Origin of the sequence: Erwinia sp. B116, from assembly GCF_002865965.1 — a bacterium.
Lineage (GTDB): Bacteria > Pseudomonadota > Gammaproteobacteria > Enterobacterales > Enterobacteriaceae > Erwinia.
Genome location: NZ_JRZZ01000036.1, coordinates 13,948 through 26,178 on the forward strand (window position 1 = coordinate 13,948; position 12,231 = coordinate 26,178).

Annotated in this window: 8 protein-coding genes and 1 pseudogene; 3 read left to right on the plus strand and 6 right to left on the minus strand. The window is 59.5% G+C overall.

All coding sequences use genetic code 11. The features are described from left to right. A pseudogene (locus NV64_RS24210) lies at nt 1-305 on the plus strand (oxidoreductase); the annotation flags it as partial. 5 nt (nt 306-310) lie between these two features. On the opposite strand, the gene fumA reads toward NV64_RS24210, so the two are convergent. Both fumA and NV64_RS18670 read right to left on the minus strand, forming a co-directional pair. Next, entirely contained in the window at nt 311-1,957 is a 1,647-nt protein-coding gene (gene fumA / locus NV64_RS18665; protein ID WP_056234341.1) for a class I fumarate hydratase FumA, read from the minus strand. Nucleotides 1,958-2,112: 155 nt separating this feature from the next. After that, the gene (locus tag NV64_RS18670; RefSeq protein WP_056234647.1) at nt 2,113-3,618 is read right to left on the minus strand and encodes a DASS family sodium-coupled anion symporter; all 1,506 of its coding nucleotides are present in this window, start codon (nt 3,616-3,618) and stop codon (nt 2,113-2,115) included. A 566-nt stretch (nt 3,619-4,184) separates the two neighbouring features. Between NV64_RS18670 and NV64_RS18675 the strand changes: the two genes are divergently transcribed. Both NV64_RS18675 and NV64_RS18680 read left to right on the plus strand, forming a co-directional pair. After that, nucleotides 4,185-6,974, plus strand: a complete 2,790-nt coding sequence (locus NV64_RS18675; RefSeq protein WP_056234345.1) for a flavocytochrome c — start codon at nt 4,185-4,187, stop codon at nt 6,972-6,974. A 175-nt stretch (nt 6,975-7,149) separates the two neighbouring features. Beyond that, complete coding sequence (locus NV64_RS18680) at nt 7,150-8,139, plus strand: FAD:protein FMN transferase (RefSeq protein WP_101506525.1); 990 nt, start codon at nt 7,150-7,152, stop codon at nt 8,137-8,139. Nucleotides 8,140-8,220: 81 nt separating this feature from the next. Here the strand turns inward: NV64_RS18680 and dsbG are convergent, their stop codons facing one another. From dsbG to NV64_RS18700, 4 genes are read right to left on the minus strand one after another with little or no spacing between them, the layout of a single operon-like run. After that, nucleotides 8,221-8,973 carry a thiol:disulfide interchange protein DsbG gene (dsbG, locus tag NV64_RS18685; RefSeq protein ID WP_056234350.1) on the minus strand — a complete coding sequence of 251 codons (753 nt, stop codon included), beginning with the start codon at nt 8,971-8,973 and terminating at the stop codon, nt 8,221-8,223. Between the two features lie 46 nt (nt 8,974-9,019). Further along, nucleotides 9,020-9,742, minus strand: coding sequence for a DsbA family protein (locus NV64_RS18690; RefSeq protein WP_056234353.1), 723 nt, complete (start codon nt 9,740-9,742; stop codon nt 9,020-9,022). Between the two features lie 2 nt (nt 9,743-9,744). Beyond that, nucleotides 9,745-11,778, minus strand: a complete 2,034-nt coding sequence (locus NV64_RS18695; RefSeq protein ID WP_101506526.1) for a protein-disulfide reductase DsbD — start codon at nt 11,776-11,778, stop codon at nt 9,745-9,747. A 52-nt stretch (nt 11,779-11,830) separates the two neighbouring features. Then, nucleotides 11,831-12,157: a hypothetical protein gene (locus tag NV64_RS18700; protein ID WP_158239907.1), complete on the minus strand. Its 327-nt coding sequence runs from the start codon at nt 12,155-12,157 to the stop codon at nt 11,831-11,833. Nucleotides 12,158-12,231: the final 74 nt, after the last annotated feature.

Genomic DNA, 12,231 nt, shown 5'->3' on the forward strand with positions numbered 1-12,231 from the left:
AGATCCACAACCGGCTGACCCATCAGCCGCAGCTGCACGGTCTGCTGCACGGTGAAGTGGTCGGCTACAGCCTGCTTGTCCAGTCGCTGCTGGAGTATGATGGCGTGGCCGACCCGCAGTTACTGCAACTGCTGCAACGTTTTAACAGCCCGCTGAGCCTGACGGCGCTGGGGCCTGAGCCGCAGGCGATCCTTCGGCAGATCGCCCGCGATATTCACGTCCCGCCTGCCAGCGCCGTCCATTTACCCTTCACTGTGACGGAGGAGAAGCTGTACCGGGCGCTGGCGAGTACGGTGGTGGCCTGAAAAACCTAGCGCACGCACTTCCCGCAGGCGCTGTCGTTAATCTGCTGGAAGAAGTCATTGCCCTTATCATCCACCAGAATAAACGCCGGGAAGTTCTCCACCTCGATTTTCCAGATCGCTTCCATACCCAGCTCCGGGTACTCCACGCACTCCAGGCTCTTGATGCTCTGCTGTGCCAGCACCGCCGCCGGGCCGCCGATGCTGCCGAGGTAGAAGCCGCCGTGTTTGTGGCAGGCGTCGGTGACCTGCTTACTGCGGTTGCCCTTGGCCAGCATAATCATGCTGCCGCCGTTGGCCTGCAGCTGGTCGACGTAGGAGTCCATGCGGCCAGCGGTGGTCGGGCCGAGGGAGCCTGATGCGTAGCCTTCCGGCGTTTTGGCCGGACCAGCGTAGTAGATCGGGTGATCCTTGACGTACTGCGGCAGGCCTTCACCGCTGTCGATGCGCTCCTGCAGTTTAGCGTGGGCGATATCGCGCGCCACGATAATGGTGCCGCTCAGCGACAGGCGGGTGGAGACCGGGTGCTTCGTCAGCTCCGCCAGGATATCGCTCATCGGCCGGTTAAGGTCTACCTGCACCACGTCGCCTTCGCCCTGCTGGCGCAGTTCCAGCGGGATATACTGCCCCGGATTCTCTTCCAGCTTCTCGATCCAGATGCCGTCGCGGTTAATTTTCGCCTTGATATTACGGTCGGCCGAGCAGGAGACCGCCATGCCCACCGGGCAGGAGGCACCGTGGCGCGGCAGACGCACCACGCGGATATCGTGGGCAAAGTACTTGCCGCCGAACTGTGCGCCGAGGCCGAGCTGCTGCGCGGCCAGCAGCAGCTGCTGCTCCAGCTCTGTGTCGCGGAACGCCTGGCCGTGTTCGTTACCTTCGGTCGGCAGTTCGTCGTAGTAGTGGGTGGCGGCCAGCTTCACCGTTTTCAGCGTGCTGTCGGCGGAAGTGCCGCCAATCACAAAGGCGATATGGTAGGGCGGGCAGGCGGCGGTGCCGAGGCTGCGCATCTTCTCGGTCAGGTACGCCAGCAGTTTACCGGGGCTGAGCAGCGCTTTGGTTTCCTGATACAGGTAGGTTTTATTGGCCGAGCCGCCGCCTTTGGCCATACAGAGGAATTTGTACTCTTCGCCATCGACGCTGTAGAGGTCGATCTGCGCCGGCAGGTTGGTGCCGGTATTCACTTCTTTGTACATATCCAGCGCGGCATTTTGCGAGTAGCGCAGGTTATCGGTCTGGTAGGTGTTATACACCCCCTGTGACAGCGCCGCTTCGTCGCCGCCGCCGGTCCACACCCGCTGGCCTTTCTTGCCGAGGATAATCGCGGTGCCGGTGTCCTGGCAGGTGGGCAGCACGCCTTTGGCGGCAATTTCGGAGTTACGCAGGAACTGCAGCGCCACGTACTTATCATTTTCGCTGGCTTCCGGGTCGGCCAGCACCGCGGCGACCTGGCGCTGATGGGAGGCGCGCAGCATAAACGAGGCATCGTGGAAAGCCTGCTGCGCCAGCAGGGTCAGCGCCTGTGGTTCGACCTTCAGCACCGGCTGGCCGTCAAACTCGGCGACTGAGACGTGCTCTTTGCTCAGCAGATAGTATTCGGTTTTTTCTTTCGCGAGGGGAAACGGGTTTTGATAGTAAAACGCTTTGTTTGACATGGTTTGCTCACTTAATCAGCCGCAGCCGCACGGAGTCCGCTGCGGTTCAGGCTAAATGGAAATGCAGTTTATTTTTATGGTGCCGCCCCACGGGAGGGGCGGCGGGAAAGGATGATATAACACTAACGCAACATCTTCATCTCCGATTGGGCGAATCAGAACATCAACACCATCCACGGGTAGCCAATCAGCATCAGCAGCACCAGGAACAGCAGGCCGAAGATGGTGCCCAGACGCCAGTAGTCTTTGGTTGGCAGATAGCCGCTGCCGTAGTAAATCGGGCTCGGGCCGGTGCCGTACGGGGTGATAATGCCCATCACGCCCAGTGAGGTACACATCATCAGGCAGAACACCGGCATATTGATGCCCGGGATGGCGGCGGCGATGGTCAGCATCGCCGGCAGCAGCGCGGTGGTATGCGCGGTGGTGCTGGCGAACAGGTAGTGCAGCAGGTAGAAGGCGATCATCAGCACCACCGCGGAGACCTGCGGGTCATAGCCCTGCAGCAGCTCGCCGCCCTCTTTGCCCAGCCAGGCGATAAAGCCAACGCGGGCCAGGCCATCCGCCAGCGCCACCAGGGTGGCGAACCAGGCGAAGGTGTTCCAGGCCGGTTTGTTGCTGGTAATGTCGTTCCAGTTCAGCACGCCGGTCCACAGCATCAGCACCACTACCAGCAGCGCGGCCATCGCCGGTTCAATCCACGCGGTAGCGAAGATCCACATCAGCAGCGCCGAGACCACAAACACCAGCAGCAGGATCTCGTTGCGGCTCAGGCGGCCGAGTTTTTCCAGCTCGCTGACCGCCCAGCGTGGCACTTCGTCGTTGAACTTCACTTCCGGCGGGTAGAGCCAGTAAGCCAGCAGCGGCATGGTCAGCAGCAGCAGCAGGCCCAGCGGCAGGAAGGCGAGGAACCACATGCCCCAGGAGATATCAAAGCCGACCACGCTTTTCACCAGCGCCAGCGCCAGCAGGTTCGGGGCCAGCGCCGAGAGGAACATCGAGCTGGTGATACAGGCGGCGGTGATCGCCACCCACATCAGATAAGAACCAATTTTACGCGCGCTCGGGTCGTTCGGTTTGGAACCGTACAGCGGCGGCAGGTTGGCGATAATCGGGTAGATGGTGCCGCCGCTGCGCGCGGTGTTCGACGGGGTGAACGGGGCCAGCAGCAGGTCGGCAAAGGTAATCGCGTAACCGAGCGTCAGGCTGCGGCGGCCGAGATATTTCACCAGAATCAGCGCCAGACGGCGGCCAAACTGGGTTTTATCGTAGCCGGCGGCGAACATAAAGGCACCGAAGATCAGCCACACCGTCGAGTTACCGAAGCCGCTCACCGCCCACTTAAACGCCTGGGTGGCGGTTTTGAACTTCGGATCGGCCAGCTCGGCCGGGCTGAACAGCAGCCACTGGCTGAACAGGGCGATAATCACCACCCCGGTCAGGCCGATCACCGCGCCGGGCAGCGGTTCAAAGATCAGCCCGACAATCACCCCAACGAAGATGGCGAAGAAGTGCCAGGCATAGGGTTCCAGCCCGGCGGGGACCGGCACCAGCAGCAGCAGTACCGCGACCAGTACCGGAAGGAACAGCATCAGCAGGTGTTTCTTTGCGCCCGGTGAGGCTTGCGCCTTGCGCGGGTCATTTATCACTGTTGTTTTCATAGTTTTTATCTGCACGTTGAGAAGAATCGTTTTGCGCCCCGGCATGACAGGTGCTTTTTGTAATCGTCCGGTTACTTAACCTGAGCATCTGCCTGGGTTATCGTTTGTGTCTTAGCACATCTGACGATATTGGCTTTATGTGAATATGATGCGACTTCCGTAAATAAGAAATTTGATCTGGATCAATAAAAATCGGGCTGAGCTTTTATTTGCGTTAAATCGTCATCATTTAAATAGTAAGGATTTTCTTACAGTGAGATTTTGACCCACTTAACTGTAGTCGCCCTGCACGACAAGTCCAGTGCATGAATTTAACGTTATGATCATGAAGGGATTATTTATCTTGTAAATGAAAAGTTGATTTTTGTCAATGCCTGGTTAACAATCAGTGTCTGGCGATCACCTTCCTTCTTCAATTAAATAACGTCTGTTTTTTAACGCAGCGAATTACTAAATTAATAGCAATTAAGCCATGTAAACGGGTATATTAATTCCATGTTGTCTGACCACTTGAAAAAGTTGGCGCTTGCAAAAGAATTCAAAACGTTTAATTTGGAGTTCACCTCATGAGTACGCTCACCCCAGTCCTGAACCCACTCACACTTCCTAACGGTGCCGTGCTGAAAAATCGCCTGTTGATGGCACCGATGACCACCTGTACCGGCTTTCACGATGGCTCGGTGACCCGCGAACTGGTTGACTACTATCGCGACCGCGCCGGCAGCATCGGCACGGTGATCGTCGAGTGCTGTTTTATCGATGCCAAAGGCCCGGCGTTCCCCGGCGCCATCGCCATCGACAGCGATAACAAAATTCCTGGCCTGGCGCGTATCGCCGAGGCGATCCAGTCGCGCGGCTCGAAGGCGATCCTGCAGATTTACCACGGCGGCCGCATGGTCGAGCCGGAGCTGATCGGCGGCCGCACGCCGGTGGCACCGAGCGCCATTGCCGCGCCGCGTGCCGGGGCCACCGTGCCCGCCGCGCTGAGCGGTGAAGAGGTCGAAGTGATGATCACCAAATTTGGTGATGCGGTAAACCGCGCCATTAAGGCCGGCTTCGACGGCGTGGAGATCCACGGCGCTAATACCTACCTGATCCAGCAGTTCTTCTCGCCGAACTCCAACCAGCGTGACGACCAGTGGGGCGGCAGCCGCGATAACCGCGCACGTTTCCCGCTGGCGGTGCTGGATATCACCCATAAAATGGCGCAACGCTTTGCCGACGCCGACTTTATTATCGGCTACCGCTTCTCGCCGGAAGAGATTGAGGTGCCGGGCATCCGCTTCGACGACACCCTGTTCCTGCTGGATAAGCTGGCTGAAAAGGGGCTGGACTACGTGCACTTCTCGGTCGGCCAGCTGCTGCGCCCGTCGATTGTCGATCGCGATGACCCGACGCCGCTGATCACCCGTTACCTGGCCGAGCGCTCGGCGCGGCTGGCGCAGGTGCCGGTGATCGGCGTGGGCGGGGTGATCAACAAGGCTGATGCCGAAAGCGCGCTGGAACACGGTTACGATCTGGTGGCGATCGGTAAAGCCTGTATCGCCTACCCGGACTGGGCCGACCGGATTATCAATAACGACCATCTGGAGCTGTTTATCGACAGCACCCGCCGTGAAGAGCTGAACATTCCTGAACCGCTGTGGCGCTTCTCGCTGGTCGATGCGATGATCCGCGACGTCAGCGTCGGTGGCCGTAAATACAAGGCCGGCGTCTATCAGGAGAAGGTGGAAGCCGAAGCGCTGAAGCTGAAAATCAACGTCACGCTGGATACTGACCGTATCACCGATATTACCCTGGTGCCGGACGACTCGCTGGACGTCGATTTTACCAGCACCTTCGAGAGCCTGCGTAACCGTATGCTGGTGGCCAACAGCCCGCACGTCGATGCGATTACCGGGGCGACCACCCAGAGCGAGGCGCTGAAAAAAGCCGTTTCCCGCGCGATGACCACCTCCAGCAAAGAGCACGTGATTGAAGAGGGCGGTAACCCGCAGGCGCCGCAGAACTACGATGTGGTGGTGATCGGCAGCGGCGGCGGTGGGCTGGCGGCGGCGATTCAGGCCAGCGACGCCGGGGCGCACGTGGTGATTATCGAGAAGATGCCGACCATCGGCGGTAACACCATTAAAGCTTCGGTGGGCATGAACGCGGCAGAAACCCGCTTCCAGAAGCTGAAAGGTATTGAGGACAGCAAAGAGCTGTTTTATGACGAGACGCTGAAGGGCGGCAAGTTTAAAAACAACCCGCAGCTGCTGCGCGAGTTCGTCAACCTGGCGCCGGAGGCCATTGAGTGGCTGGCGGGCAACGGCATCGAGCTGAACGATATTACCATTACCGGCGGCATGAGCATTGACCGCACCCACCGCCCGGCGGACCGTTCGGCGGTCGGCGGCTTCCTGATCAGCGGCCTGGTCAAGAACGTTAACCAGCGCAATATCGAAGTGCTGCTGGAGACCTCGGTCGAAGAGATCCTGACCGAGAACGGCGCGGTCTGCGGCGTGAAGGTGGTGGACGAATATAACGACAGCCGCATCCTGAATGCTAAAAGCGTGATTGTTGCCACCGGCGGCTTCAGCGCCAACCGTGAGATGGTGGTGAAGTACCGGCCGGAGCTGGACGGTTTTGTTACCACCAACCATAAAGGGGCGACCGGCAGCGGCATTGCCATGCTGCAGAAGATTGGCGCCGGCACCGTGGATATGGGCGAAATTCAGATCCACCCGACCGTTGAGCAGACCACCTCTTACCTCGTTTCTGAGGCGATTCGCGGCGGCGGAGCGATCCTGGTCAGCCAGGCCGGTCAGCGCTTCTGTAACGAAATGGAGACCCGCGATAAGGTATCGGCTGAGATTATCGCCCTGCCGGAGAAGAGCGCGTGGATCGTCTTTGACGACCAGGTGCGGCGCAACAATAAGGCCGCCGATGAGTATATCGCCAAAGGGTTTGTGATCTCCGCGCCAACGCCGCACGAGCTGGCGGTGAAGCTGAATATGGACAAGGCCAGCCTGCAGAGCACGCTGGAACGCTATAACGGCTTCGTTGAGCTGCAGAACGATGCAGACTTTGGCCGTACTACCGCGCTGCGCCACCCGCTGGATCAGGGCCCGTACCACGCCATCCGCATCGCCCCCGGCGTGCACCACACCATGGGCGGCGTGACCATTAATACCGATACCGCGGTGCTGGATGCACAGCAGCAGGTGATCCCGGGGGCCTGGGCCGCTGGTGAAGTGGTCGGCGGCATTCACGGCGCTAACCGCATCGGCGGAAACGCGGTGGCGGATATTATTATCTTCGGTATCCTCTCCGGGCGGAACGCGGCGGCGTTTGCCAGGCAGGGGGCGCAGGCTTAGTTGCTGAGTTGCTAACCCTGCTTAGTGAGTCTGGCGTATGAGCGGGGCTGGCGGCATGAAGTAAACCGGTGCAACCCGTGCGCTTGTCTGAAGGAATGTGCACAGCATATTATCTGACGCTAACGCCGCATACAGGCAGGGAGAACTCCCTGCCTTTTTTACTGGAGACGTGACAATGTCACAACCGGGATTCTACGCCTACCAGGCTGTCATGATGGGGTCGCCGATCCTGCTAAAGCTGCCGCAGCCGGACGAGCCGCTGGCCCGCAACGTTTTTCGGCTGATTAAACAGCAGGAGAACCTGCTGACCGTTAACCGTCCGCTGCCGGATGCCGCTGCGGACCGCACCGCGCTGTCCCAGGTGATGACGGTCAATCTGGCGGCCGGTCAGTACCCGGTGCAGGTCAGTCAGCCGGTGTTCAACCTGATCGCGCGGGCACACCAGGTCAGCGTGCTGCCCGGCAGCGCCTTTAACTTCGCCATCGGCCCGCTGGTCAAGCGCTGGAAAATCGGCTTTCAGGGCAACAGCGTGCCGCCGCAGGCCGACGTTACCGCGCTGCTGAAGCTGACGGATGCCCGTCAGGTGGTGCTTGATCCGGCCGCCCGCTCGGTGTTTCTGCCGCAGGCCGGGATGGAAATCGACCTCGGCGCAATTGCCAAAGGCTATATCGCCGACGTGGTGCGTGATTATCTGCGCCAGCAGGGCGTGGTGGATGCGCTGATCAATCTGGGCGGCAACGTGCAGACGCTGGGCAACAGTGCCGGGCAGCCGTGGGGGATTGGCCTGAGGCGGCCGTATGGCGGCGAAGGCGAACCGATCGGTGTAGTCTCGGTCAGCGGAAAATCGGTGGTGACCTCGGGTGTTTATGAACGCTATTTTGAGCTGAATGGCCGCCGCTATCACCATATCCTTGACCCGCAAAACGGTTATCCGCTGGATAACGAACTGCTCAGTGTGACGGTAATCTCAGACCAGTCGATCGACGGCGATATCTGGACCACGCTGCTGTATGGCATGGGCGTGGAGCAGGGTCTGAGATGCCTGAAAGAGCAGCCGGAAATTGAGGCCATTTTCGTTACCCGCGATCGGCAGGTGATCTGCTCGTCGCAGCGTCAGTTCAGTTTCACCCTGCTGGACGCAGAGTGCTTCTCTGTTACGCTATAACCGCTGATATAATCCGTAAGTCGCAGGACCGCTAAGCAAACGTTCTGTTTCAGCGTACTGAGAGTGCCGTTTTTTCAGCAATCACTTCTCGCCAAACATCGCCTGCAGCTGCTGTTCCGTCGGCATGCCGACCACCTGCTGCAGCTCCTGCTTTTCATTCATATAGTAGATAGCCGGGGTGGCGTTGGCGCCGGTTTCGTCCATCAGCCGCTGGTGATACTGCAGGGCGTTGAAAATCGCCTTCGGCGTCTGTTCCGGGAACGGCGGCAGCGTTTTTCCGTTGGAAAGCTCATAGTCGCTCCATGCCTTAGCCGGATCGGCGGCGTTCAGGATCGCGGCAGCGTGGGGGCCGCTTTGCGGATTCATCACCGCCACCAGCAGCGTATTGAGCTGTACCTTGCCGGATTTCAGCCACGGCTGGGCGGCGGCCCAGAACTGCTTACAGTACGGGCAGAACGGGTCGGCAAATACCACCACCTGGCGTTTTGCCGCCGGGTTACCTTCGCGGATCCCCGCCGTTGCGCTGAGTTTTTTCCACAGTTCACGCCCCTGAGGCACGTACAGCTCACGGGTAATCACCTGCTCACTGAGGTTACTACCCTCGGCATCGTACAGATAACCGGAAATGGCGTGCTGACCGTCCGGCGTCAGCCAGATATTCACCCCGGTCCCCTGATACTCACCGAGCCAGCTGCGCAGCCCGCCCGGTGTTTTAATCTCTTTAATAATGGTGATGCCCTGTTTCTCAATGTGCTGCACGGCCGGGGGCAGCGTTTCGCTGGCCCCGGCCATCAGCGGCAGAGCCGTGAGCAAAGTCAGATACCGGTAAGGCATAATTCACTCCGTTTGCCCGGCAGGCGCCTAACGCCTGCCGCTAAGATTATGATTTCGCGTTCTTCAGCGCTTCGCCAACCATCGCTTCAAACTGCTCATATGGCACCCAGCCGGAAAGCATCTGATCGCCAATCAGCGTGGCCGGTGTGCCCTGAATGCCCAGCTTTTCGGCCAGCGCCAGGCTCTGTTCAACGGTCTGCCTGCTCTGCTCATCGGCTTTGGTCAGGCTGACACCGGCTTTCTTCTTCGCCGCAGCGATGCTGGCGTCATCGTGGTAGCCGACCTTAGACATCAGCACCTTGTTAAACTTAAGGAACTGATCGGGCTGCTGTTTCCACAGCGTCAGCGCATCGCGTGCTGAGGTCAGCGAACTTTCCGAGCGGTAGGGCAGGAACTTGATCACCACGGCGACGTTGGGGTACTTCTCCACGATCTTTTCCATGTAGGGATCGAATTTTTTGCAGTACGGGCAGTTATAGTCGCTGAACACCACCAGCGTCAGGTCGGCTTTTTTTGCGCCGATGCGCGGTGAGTTGGCATCGTTATACAGGGCGTCATGGTTCTCCTGCAGCGTTTTGCGGAACTGTGCATCACTGGCTGCCGTGTTCTGCTGATTCAGTTTTTCCGCCACCTGCGCCAGAATTTGCGGGTTGGCGAGCAGGGTTTCCTGCACCAGCGCCTGAATACGCGCTTCCTGTTCCGCGGTGAAGGGGGCCGCCGCCTGCAGTGAGGCGGAGAAAAGCAGCGTGGCAAGGATAAGTTTTTTCATCATTAATTGCTCTTGTTTAGTGCATCAAGCAAACCGGAGGTATCCAGCAGCGTGGGTAGGGTATGGCCGCGATCGTCGCCGGGCTGATACACCTGATTAAATGGAATAGCGTAAGCGTTACGCTTTTGCAAAAAGTCGCTGATGGCCTGCGAAGGCTGGCTCCAGTCACCGCGCAGCGCCACTACGTCGGGCTGATTCAGTGCCTCGATCACTTCAGGACGCTTCAGAACGCGCAGTTCGTTAACCTTACAGGTGATGCACCAGTCCGCTGATACATCGACAAACACTTTTTTATTGGCGGCCAGCGCCTGGCTCAGCGCCTCTTCACTCAGTGGCTGCCAGTTGATGGCGGCACTGCGGCTGGTTTTTTCATTCACATAGGTCGGATCGACCAGCGCATGGATCTGCCAGCCACCGGCGGCGGCCAGCACGGCGGTGAGCAGCAGGGCACCACGATGCGTTTTATCTTGGGTTTTCAGTAAGGCTTCCAGCGTCACCCAGACCATCACCAGCGAAATCACCGCGACCACCGTTGGTCCTGTATGGCTGCTCAGCAGCGTAACCAGCCACAGGCTGGAGCCGAACATCATCAGTCCCAGCAGCACTTTCAGCGTATTCATCCAGCGACCAGGCTTAGGCAGCCACAGCGCCACGCGTGGAACGAGGGCTACCAGCAGCCACGGCAGGCTCATACCCAGCCCCAGCGTCAGGAAAATCAGCCACATCTCAGGCAGTGAGGCCGAGAACGCCCAGGCGACGGCGGTACCGAGGAACGGCGCGGAGCACGGGGTTGCCATCAGCGTGGCGAATGCTCCTTCATAGAAGCTGCCGGACAGCGAGTTGCCACCGGCCGTCGCCAGCCGGTTGTTCAGCGCGGACGGTAACAGCAGCTGTACCAGCCCCAGCAGGCTGAGCGCAAACAGGAACGAAACGACAACGAGGAAGCCGATAAACCACGGGTTCTGGAACTGGGTGCCCCAGCCCGGCGTGATGCCGCTCAGCTTCAGCGCGGTGACCAGCCCGGCCAGTACGGCAAACGAGGTCAGGATCCCGGCGGTGGTCAGCAGGAAGCGCAGGCGGATGCGCTGACGATCGGCACCGGCGCTCAGCACCGAACCGAGCTTCATACCCATCACCGGCAGCACGCACGGCATCAGGTGGAGGATCAACCCCCCGGCCAGCGCCATAAGCAGCATGGCCCAGAGTGAACCGGCGGCGGCGGGCTGCGTTCCGGCAGTCGCGTCACCCTGGTTAATCGTCGCCGTTACGTACTGTGCTTTGTCGCCGTCGGCAATCACCATTGAGAGCGGTTCACCGCTCAGGTTGCCTGCCCCTTCGCCCCATTCGTCGGTGACCGGCACCTTCACGGTCAGCTCGCTGCCGTTCACCTCAAGCGTGGGTTCACCTGGCGTAACGCCGTTGCTTAACGGATCAAAATAGACCGACGGCAGCTGCCAGTTGTCGGACGTACGGGCGGTGATCAGCAGCTGGTCGCCCTGCTGGCGCGCGCTGACTTCCTGGGTTACCCCGTCCTGAGCAGGGATGGTTGCCATGGCGTCGCTGAATGCGCGATCAAACTGCGCGTCGGCCCCCTGATTGAGATCGAGGGTAAACGGATAGTCGGTGAGCACGCAGACGTTACTGCAGGTAGACAGCGTCAGGGTGCCGGACAGCGGTGCGGTCCCGCTGTGCTCAATAACCAGCGGGATCGTTACCTGCCGGTCATAGCCCTGGGTGCTGATCCCAGAGATATCGAAACGTTGCGGGGTTGGCCAGAACCACTGCGCGCGGGTGTCGCCGCTCCACTTAATTGCCGGCGCAACGCCGCCCGCGCCGGGTGAACGCCAGTAGGTTTTCCAGCCGGGGGCCAGTTCAACCTGCAGCAGTGCGTTAACGCTGTTCTGATTCTGTTCCGCGCTGATACGAACGCGGGCGTGAGTATTTTGTGGGGTCTGCATCCAGCCTGTGTCTGCCGCCTGCGCAATACCGGCGCACAGCAGCAACAGGAGGAATACACCCCTGATGGTAGCTAACATTCTGTTTTCTCCAGTGAAATTTTTTGACCTTAAATGAAATAAAGGCCGTTATTTATTCATGGAAAACGCAGTTTTGCAGATGGATTCGGGATCGGGGAAGAGGGTCGGGTTTGTCCCGCCAGATTTCGAGCCGCAGTTCGCTGAACACGGCGAGCAGCAGCAGGAAGGAGATCAGTACGGGGATCGCGCTGTCGAAGAACAGCGGTTGCGCGCCCAACAGCGACTGGGCGCTGAGCTCACAGGGTTTACCACTCACGGTGAGATCCTGCTGCACCGACGCCCCGGTGGCTGACACAGCCGACAGGGTTTGCGCCTGCGGCGACGTTTCAACGGGTGCATCACGCAGCAGCCACGACCGCTGGATCAGGCACAGGGCCATGATCAGGCAGGTAATCAGCAGAAGCCATCTGGCGTGAGTGTGTCGCGTGCGCATTAAGGATCTCATTGAGTCAG